This window comes from Paenibacillus chondroitinus NBRC 15376, assembly GCF_004000765.1.
Classification (GTDB): Bacteria; Bacillota; Bacilli; order Paenibacillales; family NBRC-103111; genus Paenibacillus_E; species Paenibacillus_E chondroitinus.
On sequence record NZ_BILW01000027.1, the window covers coordinates 75,225 to 92,269 of the forward strand.

Genomic DNA, 17,045 nt, shown 5'->3' on the forward strand with positions numbered 1-17,045 from the left:
AAATTTGTGAAAAACCGGCTCTATATTGGCGGATATTTGATTGTCGCCATATTCGTAAGCCTTTACGTAAAGCCGTATGCTGTATGGATATGCGTTTTAGCCGCCCTGCCGCTGTTTATTCAGCTGTTGAGAAAAGAAAGGGACGTACAGCACTTATCAAAATCAGCTCTGCAGCATCACTCCTATCAGTATGTGCTGGATTCCTTATTTGAGCATAATCCGAATGCGATTGGCATTTTTGACCAAGAAGGGAAATTCATCCGGATTAATGCAGCGGCAGAAACGATCCTCGGATATTCGGCATCGGAATTGCTGGAGAAACGTTTCAGCCATTTTGTAACGCAAGAGCAGTATGAACTGACGATCAGCCAACTTCAACTGGCAACGGATGGAGAGCCGCTTACCTTTGAAACTTCTGTGTCTCATAAAAGCGGTTATCGGGTTGACTTGCATGCAACAGCCGTTCCCGTTCAACTGAGCACGGATGCCATGGGCTTTATCCTCATTTGCCAGGATATTACAGAACGTAAGCGCAGCGATGAACAAGTCCGTTATATGGCATATTACGATGACATGACGGGGCTGCCGAATCGGCGTATGTTTAGGGACCATCTGAATGAGCGATTGAGCCTGGCCAGATCAGCGGGGCAGCAGATCGCCGTCTTTTATCTGGATATCGATAGGTTCAAATTAGTCAACGATAGCTTCGGTTACGATTACGGCAACATGATGCTACTGCAGCTTGCTGAACGCTTCACAAGATGCATTACCGAAAATGATTATTTGGCACGGACCGAAGGCGATGAGTTTGCTTTTTTCTATACGAATGTCGCTGACTCCAATGATGTCATTGCTGTTATCGCAGAGATTAATCGCGTGCTGGAGAAACCATTTGTTCTTGAGCAATACGAGCTGCATGTTACAGCAAGTATTGGTGTCGCCATCTCTACGGCAGATGAGGAAGATGCAGATACACTGATGAAGTATGCCGATATCGCACTCGCTAGAGCGAAAGAGAAAGGGCGAAACGATTTCCAGATTTTCAACGCGGATATGAAATCCGTATCCATCAATCGCCTCAAGTTGGAGAATGAACTCCGCAGAGCGATCGCCTTGGAGGAGTTTGTTTTATTCTATCAACCACAGGTTGATATTGAGACAGGACGCATTGTCGGTGTAGAGGCGTTGATTCGCTGGAATCACCCGGAGAAAGGGCTGATCTCGCCGAACTATTTCATATCCTTTGCAGAAGAGTCCGGTTTGATCGTACCGATCGGAGAATGGGTGCTGCGCGCGGCATGTAAGCAAAATAAAGCCTGGCAAAATCAAGGCTTCTCCCCTATGCCGATTTCCGTGAATTTATCCATGCGGCAGTTTTTCCAACACAATCTGAAAGGCAAGATCTCTCATGTGTTGGAGCAAACGGGGCTTGATCCGCAGTATTTGGAGCTTGAAATTACGGAAAGCATGACAATGGATGTCGATCACGCGATTCAATCTCTGCTTGAGCTCAAAGAGCTGGGTGTTAACGTGAGCATTGATGATTTCGGGACCGGCTACAGTTCCTTATATTATTTGAAAAAGTTTCCGATTGATAAGTTGAAAATAGATCGTTCCTTTGTCCGTGATATTATGGTGGATCCCAACGACGCGGCTATCGTAACAACGATTATCGCCATGACGCGCCATCTGAATTTGAAAGTCATTGCGGAAGGTGTAGAAACGGAAGAGCAGCTGCACTTCCTGCATCAGAACCGCTGCAATGAAGTACAGGGCTATTGGTTCAGCCCGCCTGTGAACGCCGTCCAGCTGGAGAATATGCTAAGCCATGGCGTGCATGCCGCGGCTTCGGGTTAAGTCAAAGAGGATGTTCCTGGTCGATCAGGGAACATCCTCTTTGACTTAATAAGCGACGTAATCGTCGATTTCATTCAGTTTAAATGAGTAAACCTTCTTCTCATCCACATGATACACGGCAACGTTTTGATTGCTGCTGTCATAATTCAAAATCCGGCAGGGAAGATTGAGCTTAATGCCCTGACCTTTGATAACGGTTAGCCGAATCAATGTGTTGTTAGCTTTGAAGCCTTCTAGCTGTGTGATAATGTGATCGGCCGCTCCGCTTGGCGCTGTCGACGTTATCGGTGGTGCGGGAGCTGCAGGCGGGGGAGAAGTTACTGCCTTTTTGCCAGTATATGAAGGAGGCGTGCTCTCTTTTTTCGTTGTATTCATTTCAATTAGCTTACCGAGCTCGATGCCCTTGAGGATTTTGTAATCTTTGACCGTCTGTGCGTTAAGAAGATGTAGGAGCTTTTCCATCGCAAGACCATTTGTAGCCTCTTCAATTAAAATTTCTACAGTGAATAAGTGACCTGTGTGGTTCTGTTTACCTTGACTCATATGGCCTCCTTGCAGCCTAGAAATTGCTCATGTCCTAACTATAACATGTTATGATATCCAAATATAGATTGGTTTTTCATTCGTACAATTTTTTGTATACAAAAAGAGGAGGAACTTATGTCAAACAAAACGAATGCCTGCCGAATCCTCGATTCGCTCCATATTGCTTATTCGCTCCACGAATATGAATGGGATGAGGATCAGCTGGATGCCGCAACCGTTGCTGCTAAAGTGGAGCTTCAACCTAGTCAGCTGTACAAAACGCTCATCTTAAAAGGGGACAAGACAGGTGTCCTCGCAGCCTGCATTCCCGGCGACCAGGAACTGAACTTGAAGAGTCTCGCTTCCGTAAGCGGGAATAAAAAAATTGAAATGGTGCCTGTCAAAGACATTCAATCCCTTACAGGCTACATTCGGGGCGGAGTATCTCCGCTGGGGATGAAGAAGAAGTACCCCTTTTACCTGCATGCGACCGTGGAGTCCATGGAGCTGGTTAGCATCAGCGGCGGTCGTCGGGGGTTGCAGATTTTTCTGCGGGGGGAAGATTTGGTGACCGCCTCTGAGGGGCGGTTGGTGGACATAGCTTATTAGACAGAGGGACTGGGGGTTGCTCAGGAGTCTATGGGGCAGAGGCCATGCGCCGGCGAGGCAACGTGCGGCCAGATTTCGCGCGCGTTGGCTTGTGGGGGAGCTAGCGACAACGGTGTCGGAGCTAGTGAAACGCGTTAACGGAACTCATCGCCGCGGTTCGTGGAGAGCTAACGGACCGCAGAGCCGTTATTCTCGAAAAATGGCCCTCTTCGCAAATCTAACGGACTCCAGAGCCGCTAATTGATCAATAAGCAGCAAATTTCATGCTTTTTATGGAAATAGCAGCTGTGGAGTCCGTTAAAATTTGAAAATGGCTTATTTTCTTCGAATAAGGTCGCCTCAGTCCGTTAGCAGCCCAATAAGCGTTGCGCAACTACGTAAAACGCAAACCACCGCGTCACTCCTCCACGCTTGATTATCGCTAACGGACCCCACAGCCGTTATTCTCGAAAAATGGCCCACTTTTGCAAACCTAGCGGACTCCAGAGCCGTTAATTGATCAATAAGCAGCAAAATTTCACGCTTTTCATGAGAATAGCAGCCGTGGGGTCCGTTAAAATTTGATACTGGCCTATTTTCTCCGAATAAGGGCCGCTCGGTCCGTAAAGTTTTCGTACGGCGCAAATCCCGAGCTCGTCCTGGCTCTCGGTCCTTAAGCACCTCGAAGTTCCATCGGTCCTTAAGCACCTCGAACGACCCAAAAATTCTTTTTCCACCAAACATCACACCGTACTAGCCGCACGCGCATATACTACCGTAAGACTGCAAAGAGGAGCTGTGCAGAGCATGATGCGCGTTGAACCTATTCTCCTTGAGGGACATACTGCAATTGCGATAGAGGTTAAATTGCCCAAGACGACGCTGCTGGTAGTAACGACAGATAAAGGATACATTATGTGCGGCGCGTTAGACGTTGCATTGCTCAACGAGCGTTTGAGCGAACGCAACATTGTCGCGGCAAGAGCTACTGGCGTTCGCACGATTGAGGAGCTTCTGGAAGCTCCGCTAGAATCGGTGACGTACACGGCGGAAGACCTGGGCATTTATGCTGGCATGACGGGAAGGGAAGCCATTTTAAAAATGATGTAAAGGTCTGCATTCGGCGACGGCAACTTACGGAAATAGAACGCTTCGGATCAGCAGATCCGGGCGTTTTTCTATTTATTTTTCTATTTTTTATCGGCAAATTGAACAAAGGCTGTCCGTTTTCGTTGTGCAAAAAAACAAAAATGAAAGGGAAAGGCGATTTACCTGCAATTTCCTGAGTATTTTTCTAAACACAGGCGTTGTCATTTTATTGACCAGATGTTAAAATATGATTCGTTCCATACATAGCACGGGGGGAATTTTAATGAAAAAAATATCATTTCTTGTATTAACAGCAGCGCTAGTTATCGGATTAACAGGTTGTGGGGCTAAAGATAGCGGAGCCGGCGGCACGAAGTACAAATTTGCGACAGATGCTGCTTATGCGCCAATGGAATATATGGACAAAGACAAGATGACCGGTTTTGACGTCGATTTTCTTGCAGAAGTTATGAAAGAAGCAGGACTTTCCTACGATTTAACGAATACAGGTTGGGACACGATGCTTACAAGTGTTAAACAAGGCAAAGAGTACCAAGCTGGTATTTCCAGCGTTTCGATCACGGATGAGCGTAAACAATCCTACGACTACTCCATCCCGTATTTCGAATCCACCAACATGATTCTGGTCAAAGAAGGCAGTCCGGTCAAAAGCGCGACAGACCTGAAAGACAAGAAGGTTGCTGTTCAAATCTCCACGACAGCTGATACGCTTATGAGCAAAATTATGGGTGAGAAAAATCCATCCTTGAAACGTCTTGATAACAACACGCTTGCGCTGTTGGAGCTTGAAAATAACGGTGTAGACGCAGTTGTAGCAGATATCGCGATCGTTCGTGAATATGTGAAAAACAACCCGAACAAAAAATTCGTAACGATTGCCGATCCTAAAAACTTTGAGTCCGAATACTACGGCATCCTGCTTCCAAAAGGCAGCGAGCTGAAAGCGAAGCTTGACCCGGCAATCAAAAAAGTGATTGAAAACGGGGCTTATGCCAAAGTATACAAAAAATGGTTCGGTCAAGAGCCAGACACGAAGAAGTTACTTGAACAAAAATAAGAAGAGAAGCAGCATGCGTGACTTCAACCTTACGCATGCTGTTGTTCTGTTATCGGCATAATAAGGTAAGAAAGGAAGTGTGGAATGGAGTTTCGTTTTGATATTATTATTGAATATTTACCTCTTTTATTAAAAGGTACGCTATGGACCATTGGGATATCCATTTTATCCATTTGTTTCGGCTCCGTGCTGGGTCTGGCAGTTGGACTAGGCAAAATGTCTCACCGTGGCTACTTAAGATGGCCAACAAGCATCTACGTGAACTTTTTCCGCGGCACGCCGCTGTTGGTGCAAATTTTGCTCGTTCATTTCGGGGTCGTTCCCTTATTTCTAGGTACAACCAATGCCATCATTGCTTCTATCGTTGCTTTATCTTTGAATTCCGCAGGATATATGGCCGAAATTTTCAGAGCAGGTATTCAGTCCATCGATAAAGGCCAGACAGAAGCCGCGCATTCGCTAGGTATGACGCATTATCAAACGATGAAAAAGGTCATTTTGCCGCAAGCGATCAAGCGGATGATTCCTCCATTTGGGAATGAGTTTATCGTATTGATCAAGGATTCCTCCCTGTTCGCAATTATTGCTGCACCGGAATTGATGTATTGGTCGAATGCGATGCGCAGCCAATATTTCGCTGTATGGGAGCCGTATTTGACGGCAGCATTGATTTATTTCATCCTCACTTATTCTCTAAGCAAGCTGCTTAGCTATGTGGAAAGGAGAGTGTAGAGATATGACCGCAATGATTGAAGTTAGAAATCTTCAAAAAGCTTTCGGCAATAACGTTGTTTTGCGGGATATTTCCGCAGATATTCAGCACCAAGAGGTTTTGGTCGTGATTGGTCCTTCGGGATCGGGGAAGTCGACGTTTCTGCGTTGTCTGAACCTTTTGGAGCAGCCTAATGGCGGTTCCATCAAGGTTGAGGGGAAGAACATCATGGACCCGACGAATAAAATCAATGAGATCCGCATGGAGCTCGGCATGGTGTTCCAACGTTTTCATCTTTTCCCGCATATGAAAGTTATTGATAATATTATTCTGGCGCCGATTCAAGTACGTAAATGGCCGGAGGATAAAGCGCGCAAAAAAGCGTTGGAGCTTCTAACGAAAGTTGGGCTCGCTGATAAAGCTGATGCTTATCCCGATTCGCTTTCCGGAGGTCAAGCGCAGCGTGTCGCGATTGCTCGCGCACTTGCGATGGAGCCGAAGATTATGCTGTTCGATGAGCCGACATCCGCGCTGGATCCCGAAATGGTCGGAGAGGTGCTGGCCGTTATGAAGCAGCTGGCGAAGGAAGGGATGACGATGGTTGTCGTGACCCATGAAATGGGCTTCGCCCGCGAGGTCGGCGACCGCGTTATGTTTATGGAGCAAGGCGTTATTGTTGAAGAAGGCAACCCGAAGCAAATTTTTGAAAACCCGCAACAAGAGCGGACGAAGTCGTTTTTGTCCAAAGTGCTTTAGTACGGTGAATAAGAATAGTAGAAGCAGCAAAAAGGGGCTATCACATTGGGGCAGAAATGACCTGATGGGTGGCTCCTTTTTTTCTGTCTATCTTTTTGGCAAAAAATAGATTTATAATGTGTAAAGGCTTTCATTTAGAAGGAGATCCAAGATTTAGGATAAAAATGAGGTGCTAACTTTGACGATGCAGGTAGATCAGGTGCCAATGGTGCAAGCTGTCGGTGTTACGCGAGTGTTTGGAAAAGGATCGGGAGCGGTCCACGCATTGCGGGGAGCTCATCTCAGCATTCCCAAAGGCCGGCTTGTGGCCTTGCGCGGAAGATCAGGGTCCGGCAAGACAACGCTGCTCAATATTCTCGGGGCACTCGATCATCCTTCGGAAGGCGCCGTTTATTTGGAAGGCTTGGAGATCAGCAGCCTATCCGAGGCCAAGCGCAATGAAGTCAGACGGAAGCAGATCGGTCTTATTTTTCAATCTTTTGCTTTAGTTCCTTATATGTCCGCGTACGAGAATGTTGAATTTGGTTTGCGCATTTCGGGTATTCCTCCCAAGCATTATAAACAATTAGCGGAAGAAGCACTGGATTTCGTCGGTTTGAAAATGAGAATGAAACATCGTCCTTATGAACTTTCTGGCGGCGAGCAGCAGCGGGTTGCGATTGCCAGAGCGATCGCTCACAAACCCAAGTTGATTTTGGCCGATGAACCAACAGCAGAGCTGGACAGCAGAATGGGGCTTCAAGTGCTGAAATTATTCAAAGATTTGGTGCAAGAAGGAATGACCATTATTTTGACCACGCATGATCTCGCAATTATGGAAATTGTAGATAAAGTGTATGCATTGGAGGATGGTGCCATTGTCGATGAAGGTTAATCCATTTGCGTCTAAGCTCGTTCTGATCACGGGAGTTGTGCTAGTTCTGGCAGGGTGTTCCCTATTGCCCAAAGAAGAGGAGGCGCTGAAGCCGCCATTAGTCAAACCGGTGAAAGAAAACTTTGAACTTTATGAAGTGAAGAAAGGCAACATCACGAAAAAAGCGGTTTTTATGGGGACGTTCAAGTCTAGTCAAACGAGCAATTACTATTTTAAAGAGTCTGACCATCACTTATCTGGTTTGCGCGTCAAATTAGGCGATGTGGTTAAGCCGGGCGATGTGCTTGCTGAGCTGGAGCAGGGGGACCTGGTAACAAGGATTGCTCTGCAGAAACTGAATTTGGAGAAAGCCCAGATCGCCAGTGTGCAGTCCAGGCAAGCTGATCCTGACCAAACGCTTGCCCTGCGTTTAAAGGATATCGATATTGAAGCTGCGCAGCTGCAATTGAGATCCTTGCAAGATCAGTTGGATAAGACAAGGTTAGTAGCAGAGACCGGCGGTGTTGTCACTTTTGTAACGGATGCACAGCAAGGAAGTGTCATAGACGCCTTTAATACGCTTGTGGTTCTGTCCGATCCTGAGCATGTGGAGCTCTCTTATGAAGCTACAGACGTTGGAACACTTACGGGTATAGAAGTTGGTATGAACGTAGAAGTCAAGCTTGCGAAGTCTGGGAATACGGTACAAGGGAAAGTGCTGCGCACACCCTCAAGCTCGCCGCCAACAGATAACAAGGCACAAGCCGAAAGAAACGCCAAAACAATTATTATTGGGGTTCCTGCCGGAACAGAGGGTGCAGAGATCGGAGCGTCCGGGGATATGACGATTATTGTTGAGCAGCGGGAGAACGTCATCGTAATCCCGAGGAAAGGTCTTCGGACTTATTTGGGCAGAGATTATGTGCAAGTGCTGAATGGGGAGAGCCGAAAAGAAGTGGATGTTGAAAAAGGCCTTGTTACCCCAACGGAAGTTGAGATCCGGACGGGACTTAAGGAAGGCCAAAATGTCATTTTGGAGAACTAGATCAATTTAGGAGGATGGCAATGGCTTTACTTCTGATGATTCTCCGTAAAATGGTTAAAAATCGCTGGCTCGAGCTGAGTTTATTAGTGGGGCTTATTATTTCCGTAGCTCTTGCAAGCTCGATGCCTATTTATACGCACGCCATTTTACAGCGCATGTTGATTAAGGACTTGGAAGTTCTGCAAGCAGACACCACGCAATTTCCGGGGCAAGTGTATGACTACGCGTACTTTGTGAGATCTGAGAAGGAGCCGGAGGAAGATCGTCTTCTCGCGGAAACCGATGCTTTTTTGACGGAAAAAAGTAAGGCATTTGGCGTGCCTATCCTGCTTTCAACGACCACGCGGAGTACGATGAACTTCAATTTTAAACCGAGTGATCCGAGTAAAGTCGACCCTAGCGTGAAGCGTCTGGGTGAACTGACAACGATGTCGGAGTTAGAAAAGCATATTCGGCTCGTTGATGGTGTTATGCCTTCCGCAGAGCCCGTGAACGGCGTATATGAAGCATGGGTGTTCCCTGAGCTGCTAACGGAGATGAAAATTGTACTTGGTAATGAATTAACCATCCAAGACGAGGATCTGAAACAAACGATACGCATTAAACCCGTTGCGGTCATTGATCGCAGCGATTATGCCGATCCTTATTGGACGAATAATACGTATGACTTGCGTTCAAGATTTTTCATTCCTTTTGGACTATTTGAGAAAGAGATTACGAATAACAAAGCGTTTACTAGTCTGTATTGCTTTTGGAATTACGTACTCGATTATCATCAATTAAAGTTGGAGGGGTTGGGAGCTTATACCGCTGCACATGCACAAATGGAAGGCTATTTAAGCAGTCGGTTCAATTCTTATAAAGCGGAGAATCCTTCGCTTCCTACCTTGAAAGTGTACGGCGAAAAAGAGAAGAAATTAAGAATGATGTTATGGTCACTGAACGTGCCCGTCAGCATTTTGTTAGCCTTTTATTTATTCATGGTGGCCAATTTGATTACAGAGAGGCAGAAAACAGAAATTGCCGTTCTGCGAAGTAGAGGAGCAAGCCGTACACAAATTATTTTAGGTTATGTGCTGGAGGGAGCCTTGCTGGGAGGAATTGCTCTTCTGGTAGGACCGGCCATTGGCATGCAGTTGACCAAAATCTTGGGCGCCTCCAATGGGTTTCTAGAGTTTGTACAGCGCGCTGCAATGGAAGTGAAGCTGAATCAGGAAGCTTACCAATATGCTTTGGTCGCTGTGGTGGCATCGGTTTGCATGACGCTCATTCCGGCTGTTATCGCGACGCGCACGACCATTGTCGGCCATAAGCAATCGCTTGCCAGGAAAAATAAGCTTTCTTTTGTTCATAAAATATTTCTCGACATTGTCTTACTTGCGGTATCCATTTATTTATTGCAGAGCTTTAATCGACGGATGTCTGATCTGGTAGCTCTTGGGCTGGATTCCATGGACATGAAAGTCGATCCCCTCCTTTTTGTTGTACCGGCCTTATTCATATTTGCAATGGGCTTGTTCCTCCTGCGGATTTATCCGTGGGTGATTCAACTGATCTATACGGTGGGGCGCAAATGGTGGCCGCCTTATCTGTATTCGACGCTCCTTCAGGTAGGCAGGTCTACTACCCAGTACCAATTTATCATGCTGTTTATTGTGATGACATTGGCCACCGGTTTGTTTAGTGCAAGCGCAGCCAGGACGATGAACAAAAACATCGAAGAGAAGATCCGCTATACGAATGGGAGCGATATTGTTTTGCAGACGCCATGGGATAACGACGCTCCACCGCCACAGTCAGGCCCTTCTGGACCTGCGGGTGAATCGAGTTCTCCTGCTAATGAAGTTGCCGTGAAAAAAAGAGTGCAATATACGGAGCCGCCGTTTCTCCCATTTACCCAACTGACGGGTGTAGAATCTGCTGCTCGTGTTTTTCAGAAGAAAGATGCTTACCTCTCAATCGGCAAAGAAACGAAGCGGACAACGCTGATGGGCATCGATACGGATGAATTCGGCCAAACGGCCTGGCTACGCGATCAATTGCTGGATCATCACTTCTACGATTATTTGAATTTGCTCGCCGGGGATTCCAAGGCTGTGCTTATTTCCAGGTCCATTGCTGAAGAAACAGGAGCCAAAGTTGGCGATACGGTGAATATTGGCTGGGGGGATGTAAGAGGAACCTCATCCATCGTCTATGGAATTATCGACTACTGGCCAAGCTGGAATCCTAATCCGATATTGACGGCTTCGTCGAGTAGCGGGAGCACGTCAGGCACGGCAAAGAAGACGAAAGTGGATGCGCCTAAGCTAGTCGTGGGACATCTTTCTTACTTCCAAAATAATTTGGCTGTGGAACCCTATGAGGTATGGCTTAAGCTGAAACCTGACATGACCAGTCAAGCTTTGTATGAAGCGCTAGAGCTTAAGAATATCAAAATTACCAGCTTGGTTGATACGAAACAGATGTTAGTCCGTTCCAAAAATGATCCCTTTCAACTGGCCGTGAACGGCGTTATGACGCTTGGCTTCTTGATTGCGATCGGCATCAGCTTCATGGGATTCCTTTTATACTGGGTGCTCTCCCTATCCGGTCGAATTCTACAATTTGGCGTGCTGCGCGCGATGGGAATTTCTTATGCGCAATTGATCGGGATGCTGGTTGCCGAGCAGCTCTTAACCTCCGGCGCAGCCGTCCTGATCGGGATGATCACAGGGAATACGGCCAGCCGTTTATTCGTTCCATTGTTCCAATTAACGTTTGACTCATCGAGTCAAGTGCCGCCTTTTCAAGTGAGTTTCGATCCTAACGATCAGCTGCATTTATACGTCATTGTTTTAGTGATGATAGGGATTGGACTGCTGCTGCTTGGCGGGATGCTCTCCAGAATTAAGATTCATCAAGCCATTAAGCTTGGGGAGGATTAAGCATGATCCACTGTGAAAATTTGGTTAAAATATATAAGGCTGCCGATCTTGAAGTTGTCGCTTTGCAGGGGCTTGACCTCCACGTTGAGGAAGGGGAACTGATGGCGATTATCGGAAACAGCGGCAGCGGGAAATCGACGTTGTTGAATATGCTGGGAGGGCTGGATCGGCCCTCAGCAGGTAATCTCCATGTGGATGGGAAGGATTTGCTGAAGTTTAAGGAAGCTGATCTGGTCAAGTATAAAAGGGAAACCGTTGGTTTCGTCTGGCAAAATAATGCGAGGAACCTGATTCCTTATTTGACAGCTTTGGAAAATGTGGAGCTGCCCATCCTTCTTCAAGGGCGACGCAAGCGCCACCGTGCTTTGGAGTTGCTGGAAGCTGTAGGTTTGAGCCATCGTAGAAGCAATAAGCTTAATGAGCTCTCTGGCGGGGAGCAGCAGCGTGTCGCTATTGCAATTGCGCTTGCGAATCAGCCCAGGCTCCTGCTGGCGGATGAACCCACGGGATCTGTTGATACGAAAATGGCGAATCAAATTCTTGATCTTTTTCGTGAGCTGAACCGCAGCTTTGGATTAACTGTTGTGATTGTTACGCATGACCCGCTTTTAGCCAAGAAGGTGGACCGGGTGGTTGCCATTCGGGACGGCAAAACGTCCTCGGAGATTCTAAGGCGCAAATCCTATCAAGAGGAATTGCTGGAGCTTGAACAAGGCATCCTGGCTGCCGAAGAGGATTCCCATGTGGAATATGCCGTTGTTGATAAAGCGGGCAGACTGCAAATTCCGGCCAATTTCCTCGACTCGATTGGAGCTTCACGGACGAATAAGGTGCGCGTTGCTATGGAGGATGGAAGGATCGTCCTGTTACCGCCAGATAAGACATAGGGGGAATGAAAGGAATACCTTCTTTACTATGAAACAAGTATAGAAAAAAATGCCGATATGGTATATTGACTATGACTAGATATTTCCATTAGAATGAATACATAGTATTCCAGTAGGAATTATCGAGTTAATATCCGCGAATCCATCGACCATCCAAGGAGGCATGTGCAATGTCAGGTTCAAAACGCCAGTACTTACCGGAAACACTAGCTATTCATGCAGGTCAAGAGATCGATCCTGCAACCAATTCAAGAGCTGTTCCGATTTATCAAACAACGTCTTACACTTTTAACGATACGGACCACGCCGCGAATTTATTTGCGCTCAAAGAGTTTGGTAATATTTATACGCGAATTATGAATCCAACGACCGATGTTTTTGAAAAACGGATTGCTGCACTGGAAGGTGCTCCAGCGGCACTAGCCGTAGCGTCCGGGCAGGCTGCTATTACGTTTGCCATTTTGAACATCGCGGAAGCCGGCGATGAAATCGTATCCGCAGCTTCCTTGTATGGCGGAACTTATAATTTATTTTCAAATACACTAGCTAAACTTGGAATTAAGGTTAAGTTCGTTGACCCAAGCAATCCGGAAAATTTCCGCAGCGCTATTACGGATAAAACAAAAGCAGTTTACGCCGAGTCGATCGGCAATCCCAAAGGAGATATCCTTGATATCGAAGCTGTGGCGGCTATTGCACATGAGAATGGGATTCCATTGATTGTCGATAATACATTCCCAAGTCCTTACCTCCTAAGACCCATCGAGCACGGCGCTGACATCGTGGTTCACTCGGCAACGAAATTTATTGGCGGCCACGGAACGACGATCGGCGGCGTCATTGTTGACAGCGGCAAGTTCGATTGGGTAGCAAGCGGCAAATTCCCGGGCCTGACGAAGCCTGATCCGAGCTATAACGGTGTTGTCTACACAGATGCTGTAGGGCCAATTGCCTATATTATCAAAGCAAGAGTTCAGTTGCTTCGCGACTTGGGTGCCTCACTGTCACCAAACAGCGCGTTCTTGCTCCTGCAAGGACTGGAGACCCTGCATTTGCGTCTGGAACGCCATAGCTCGAATGCCCTGAAAGTGGCTCAATATTTGGAGTCTCATGATGCTGTAGAGTCGGTAAGCTATTCAGGGCTGGAAAGCCATCCTTCCCATCCGCTTGCCCAGAAGTATTTGCCTAAAGGTCAAGGGGCTATCTTGAGCTTTGAGATCAAAGGCGGCGTTGATGCGGGTAAGAAGCTGATTCATTCTGTCGAGCTCTTCTCACATTTAGCCAATGTTGGAGATTCCAAATCACTCATTATTCATCCGGCCAGCACGACGCACGCCCAATTGAATGAACAGGAACAAATTTCCGCAGGTGTGACTCCTGGACTTATTCGTTTATCCGTTGGAACGGAAGCTATTGAAGATATCATCTATGATCTAGAGCAGGCAATTGCTGCAAGTCAAGCCTAAGCAAACGCTGCGAAACAGAATAAACTTGTAACCAACTACTGTTAGGCATAAAATATGAGAAGGCTGCGATTTAGGCGCAAAACCTAGATGGCAGTCTTTTTTACGTTGAAATTCGACTTCATGCAACTTTTACTGGAGATGAGAAGTCTATTTCAAGTGTAAGTTTTTCAATTTCGAGGAGGCATTCACCTGAGCATGAACAAAATGACAACATACTCGCTCGCCCTGCTAGTGGTGTTATCCATACTAGCGGGATGCGGCAAAGAGGAAGCTGTACCAAGCACGAGCCCAGCTGCCAGCGCGACGACAACGGCTACACCCAATACGGCGACTTCCACAACATCGCCTGTCACAACGGCGACAGCTTCGCCGCAAACAAGTGCTAAGCCGGTTCAGAATCCCTCGGCTTCTCCGAAGGCATCCAGCACACCTTCCAAAAGCGATGGACTTCAAGTCATTGCCAAGCCGGAAAGTGTAACGGTCCTTGTGAATAAACAATTTTCACTTCCTTCAAGCTATGAGCCGACGGATTTGGTCTATCCGGATATCCCTTTTACATTCGCGGAGAAGATTGAAAAACGCAAAATGCGCAGCGTCGCAGCGGAAGCGATTGAAAAGCTGGTTGCAGGCGCAAAAAAGGATGGAATCAACATAGCGGGCGTCTCGGCTTATCGGTCCTATGCCACGCAGAAGTCGCTATTCCAACGTTACGTTCAGAAGGATGGCGAGGAGAAAGCGAAGATGTACAGTGCCGTGCCGGGAACCAGTGAGCATGAAACGGGACTTGCGATCGATGTATCCGGCAGTGATGGGAAATGTGCCGCGGAAGACTGCTTTGGTGGGACCAAAGAAGCGAATTGGCTGGAGAAGCATGTCCAGGAGTACGGATTTGTGATCCGCTATCCCAAGGGAAAAGAGAAAATTACCGGCTACCAATACGAGCCATGGCACATTCGGTATGTAGGTGTTGATACGGCCAAGGATATGGTTGCCAAAAAGATGACGATGGAAGAGTACTACAATGCAGTGCCTGTAAGCAAGTAAAGTGATGTCGTTATTTTGCACCCTCGTCTGTCGCTAATTCGAAATTTATCAAGCTGCTTAGGCATGTTAAAATGAAGCCAAGTCACTTATTTGGAGGTTAACATGATTAAAGTAGCAATGTTAAGTTTTTGGCACGTGCACGCAAGGGACTATGCAAAACAGGTTACTGAGCACAAAGATACCGAGATTGTAGCGGTATGGGATGAAATTCCTGAGCGCGGACAAGCAGAAGCGTCGCAGCGTGGTGTTGCCTTTTATACGGATCTTGCTGAGTTACTGGCAAATAAGGATATTGACGGCGTCGTTGTAGACACACCGACAAACATGCACCGTGATGTGATGGTTGCCGCTGCCAAGGCGGGTAAACATATTTTTACGGAGAAAGTTATTGCTCCAACGTTACATGAAGTGAATGAAATTTTGGACGCGGTGAATGAAGCCGGTGTAACTTTGACTGTTTCATTGCCGCGTTTGAATCCAACGTATACATTAGCGGTTCAAGAGATTATTGAGAAGGAACTGCTGGGCCAGATTACTTTGGTGCGCACTCGTCTATCCCACAATGGCGGTATTTCGACAGATGCGAATCCGAAAGGCTGGCTGCCTGAGCATTTCTATAATGCTGAACAATGCGGCGGCGGCGCGCTAATCGATCTTGGCTGTCATCCGATGTATCTAACTCGTCTATTCTTGGGTCTTCCTGAATCTGTAAGCGCTTCTTATGGTTATGTGACGGGTAGAGAAGTTGAAGATAATGCTGTAGCTACGCTTCAATATGCGAATGGCGCCCTAGGCATCGTAGAAGCTGGTTTTGTGAACGCTCACTCACCATTCGTGATTGAAGTTCATGGCACAGAAGGCAGCGTGCTGTACTCTGATCATGACGGAAGAGTTCTGGTGCGCACGAGAAAAAATGCTGACGCTGGCTGGACAGCCTATGAGAATGGGCCGAAAGAGAAACCGTCTGCTTTTGATCAATGGGTAGCTCACATTCAAAACGGAACAAAAGCCACTGAAAATATTCAATTGGCTGTGGACTTAACGAAGCTGATGGAGGCTTCCAACCGCTCCGCCGGGTCCAAACAACAAGTACGAATTGATTCTCTGGCTCAGTAATACATCATCTGCACAGAATGGATGGAGGTTCAGCATGAGTCAGCCCTTTTACTTCGAACCGATGCTTGAAAATCCAACGGCTCTTGATCGTTTGGACTTGCGATTTCGGTGGGGATCTTACGGAATCCGTGTGCTTCGCTGTCATCTGACCTCCTTTCCGGCTGGAACGGTAATCGATTTCCATCATCATTCCGAATTCGAGTTTCATTACATCCCTAGCGGAAAAGGCAAAGTCATCCTGGATGGAGTTACCCATCCTTTGCAAGAAGGGATGCTGTATGTCACAGCTCCGGGGGTTTTGCACCGCCAAGAGGCGGATGAACACGAGAAGATGGATGAGTTGTGCTTGCATGTTGATTTTGTACGGCTGGAAGGGTCACCGCTGGACGGAGACGCTGGAAGCGAATCGCAGGCTTGGGGCGAAGCGTGGGAGATTGCAGAGGCAGATGCATGCATCAAGCAGCTAAGCGAGCTTCCGCATCTTCCTGCCTTTGACCGTCAGGAAGCGATGAAATGCTTTCTGGTCGCCTTTGAAGCTTGGCGGGACAACCAGCTCGGCCAGTATACGATCATCAAGCAATCGATTATCCAGATGCTGCTCAGAACCATCGGCGCTTACAAAGCGGATCATCAGGGGCTCGATTTGCCGTCACGCGATATGAAAAGCTACCGCTATCAGCTGGCGGTACAGTTCATCGAAGACAACTTCCGGCGTCCGTTGACACTGGAAGGCGTTGCCGAGCGGCTGCAAATCTCCTCGCGGCAGCTTCAGCGCATCTTTAAAGAACAAGCGAACATTTCATTCAGCGAATATTTGGAGCAGGTTCGTTTAAAGCATGTGTGCACAGAGCTGTTGCAGACTACGATGACCTTGGAGAAAATCGCCGAGAAGAGCGGCTTTGCTTCCAGCAATTATTTGCATTATGTTTTCAAAAAAGCGCATGGCGTCACGCCAAACCGGTATCGTGAGCGCCTGCATGGATAAGAAAAAGGCTGTTTCTGCCGCTATCTTAGTTGAGTTCAACTAGGATGTGGCAGGCACAGCCTTTTTTTAGTTGGTGGGTCATTTAAAGGGGGCGGACGATGCCAGGGGCGGGCGGGC

15 protein-coding genes are annotated in these 17,045 nt (G+C 47.3%); 14 read left to right on the top strand and 1 reads right to left on the bottom strand.

Annotated elements, in window-relative coordinates; genetic code table 11:
• Positions 1-6 precede the first annotated feature (6 nt).
• Positions 7-1,857, top strand: coding sequence for a putative bifunctional diguanylate cyclase/phosphodiesterase (locus PCH02S_RS24670; RefSeq protein WP_127456755.1), 1,851 nt, complete (start codon positions 7-9; stop codon positions 1,855-1,857).
• A gap of 45 nt (positions 1,858-1,902) precedes the next feature.
• Here PCH02S_RS24670 and PCH02S_RS24675 read toward each other — a convergent pair whose 3' ends face one another.
• Positions 1,903-2,400: a hypothetical protein gene (locus PCH02S_RS24675; RefSeq protein ID WP_127456756.1), complete on the bottom strand. Its 498-nt coding sequence runs from the start codon at positions 2,398-2,400 to the stop codon at positions 1,903-1,905.
• 117 nt (positions 2,401-2,517) lie between these two features.
• Between PCH02S_RS24675 and ybaK the strand changes: the two genes are divergently transcribed.
• The 13 genes from ybaK (at position 2,518) to PCH02S_RS24740 (ending at position 16,928) form a co-directional block, all read left to right on the top strand.
• Positions 2,518-2,991, top strand: a complete 474-nt coding sequence (ybaK, locus tag PCH02S_RS24680; protein ID WP_127456757.1) for a Cys-tRNA(Pro) deacylase — start codon at positions 2,518-2,520, stop codon at positions 2,989-2,991.
• A 786-nt stretch (positions 2,992-3,777) separates the two neighbouring features.
• Positions 3,778-4,080: a YunC family protein gene (locus PCH02S_RS24685; protein WP_127456758.1), complete on the top strand. Its 303-nt coding sequence runs from the start codon at positions 3,778-3,780 to the stop codon at positions 4,078-4,080.
• Between the two features lie 262 nt (positions 4,081-4,342).
• Positions 4,343-5,137 carry a basic amino acid ABC transporter substrate-binding protein gene (locus tag PCH02S_RS24690; RefSeq protein ID WP_246069245.1) on the top strand — a complete coding sequence of 265 codons (795 nt, stop codon included), beginning with the start codon at positions 4,343-4,345 and terminating at the stop codon, positions 5,135-5,137.
• A gap of 84 nt (positions 5,138-5,221) precedes the next feature.
• Entirely contained in the window at positions 5,222-5,869 is a 648-nt protein-coding gene (locus PCH02S_RS24695; RefSeq protein WP_127456760.1) for an amino acid ABC transporter permease, read from the top strand.
• A 13-nt stretch (positions 5,870-5,882) separates the two neighbouring features.
• Positions 5,883-6,605, top strand: a complete 723-nt coding sequence (locus tag PCH02S_RS24700) for an amino acid ABC transporter ATP-binding protein (protein ID WP_127456776.1) — start codon at positions 5,883-5,885, stop codon at positions 6,603-6,605.
• A 184-nt stretch (positions 6,606-6,789) separates the two neighbouring features.
• A complete protein-coding gene (locus tag PCH02S_RS24705; protein WP_127456777.1) occupies positions 6,790-7,479 on the top strand; it encodes an ABC transporter ATP-binding protein in 690 nt (229 codons plus the stop codon).
• Complete coding sequence (locus tag PCH02S_RS24710) at positions 7,469-8,503, top strand: efflux RND transporter periplasmic adaptor subunit (RefSeq protein ID WP_127456778.1); 1,035 nt, start codon at positions 7,469-7,471, stop codon at positions 8,501-8,503. The genes PCH02S_RS24705 and PCH02S_RS24710 overlap by 11 nt, the downstream gene beginning before the upstream one ends.
• Before the next feature lie 20 nt (positions 8,504-8,523).
• Positions 8,524-11,430, top strand: coding sequence for an ABC transporter permease (locus tag PCH02S_RS24715; RefSeq protein ID WP_127456761.1), 2,907 nt, complete (start codon positions 8,524-8,526; stop codon positions 11,428-11,430).
• Between the two features lie 2 nt (positions 11,431-11,432).
• Positions 11,433-12,317, top strand: coding sequence for an ABC transporter ATP-binding protein (locus PCH02S_RS24720; RefSeq protein WP_127456762.1), 885 nt, complete (start codon positions 11,433-11,435; stop codon positions 12,315-12,317).
• A gap of 170 nt (positions 12,318-12,487) precedes the next feature.
• A complete protein-coding gene (locus PCH02S_RS24725) occupies positions 12,488-13,783 on the top strand; it encodes a homocysteine synthase (protein WP_127456763.1) in 1,296 nt (431 codons plus the stop codon).
• Positions 13,784-13,978: 195 nt separating this feature from the next.
• Entirely contained in the window at positions 13,979-14,827 is an 849-nt protein-coding gene (locus PCH02S_RS24730) for a M15 family metallopeptidase (protein WP_127456764.1), read from the top strand.
• A 102-nt stretch (positions 14,828-14,929) separates the two neighbouring features.
• Entirely contained in the window at positions 14,930-15,943 is a 1,014-nt protein-coding gene (locus PCH02S_RS24735) for a Gfo/Idh/MocA family protein (RefSeq protein WP_127456765.1), read from the top strand.
• A 34-nt stretch (positions 15,944-15,977) separates the two neighbouring features.
• Complete coding sequence (locus PCH02S_RS24740) at positions 15,978-16,928, top strand: AraC family transcriptional regulator (RefSeq protein WP_127456766.1); 951 nt, start codon at positions 15,978-15,980, stop codon at positions 16,926-16,928.
• The last annotated feature ends 117 nt before the right edge of the window (positions 16,929-17,045 follow it).

Coding starts and splice junctions, on each gene's coding strand:
- PCH02S_RS24675 (WP_127456756.1), bottom strand. CDS start 2,400: ATGAGTCAAGGTAAACAGAACCACACAGGTCACTTATTCACTGTAGAA.
- ybaK (WP_127456757.1), top strand. CDS start 2,518: ATGTCAAACAAAACGAATGCCTGCCGAATCCTCGATTCGCTCCATATT.
- PCH02S_RS24685 (WP_127456758.1), top strand. CDS start 3,778: ATGATGCGCGTTGAACCTATTCTCCTTGAGGGACATACTGCAATTGCG.
- PCH02S_RS24690 (WP_246069245.1), top strand. CDS start 4,343: ATGAAAAAAATATCATTTCTTGTATTAACAGCAGCGCTAGTTATCGGA.
- PCH02S_RS24695 (WP_127456760.1), top strand. CDS start 5,222: ATGGAGTTTCGTTTTGATATTATTATTGAATATTTACCTCTTTTATTA.
- PCH02S_RS24700 (WP_127456776.1), top strand. CDS start 5,883: ATGATTGAAGTTAGAAATCTTCAAAAAGCTTTCGGCAATAACGTTGTT.
- PCH02S_RS24705 (WP_127456777.1), top strand. CDS start 6,790: ATGCAGGTAGATCAGGTGCCAATGGTGCAAGCTGTCGGTGTTACGCGA.
- PCH02S_RS24710 (WP_127456778.1), top strand. CDS start 7,469: ATGAAGGTTAATCCATTTGCGTCTAAGCTCGTTCTGATCACGGGAGTT.
- PCH02S_RS24715 (WP_127456761.1), top strand. CDS start 8,524: ATGGCTTTACTTCTGATGATTCTCCGTAAAATGGTTAAAAATCGCTGG.
- PCH02S_RS24720 (WP_127456762.1), top strand. CDS start 11,433: ATGATCCACTGTGAAAATTTGGTTAAAATATATAAGGCTGCCGATCTT.
- PCH02S_RS24725 (WP_127456763.1), top strand. CDS start 12,488: ATGTCAGGTTCAAAACGCCAGTACTTACCGGAAACACTAGCTATTCAT.
- PCH02S_RS24730 (WP_127456764.1), top strand. CDS start 13,979: ATGAACAAAATGACAACATACTCGCTCGCCCTGCTAGTGGTGTTATCC.
- PCH02S_RS24735 (WP_127456765.1), top strand. CDS start 14,930: ATGATTAAAGTAGCAATGTTAAGTTTTTGGCACGTGCACGCAAGGGAC.
- PCH02S_RS24740 (WP_127456766.1), top strand. CDS start 15,978: ATGAGTCAGCCCTTTTACTTCGAACCGATGCTTGAAAATCCAACGGCT.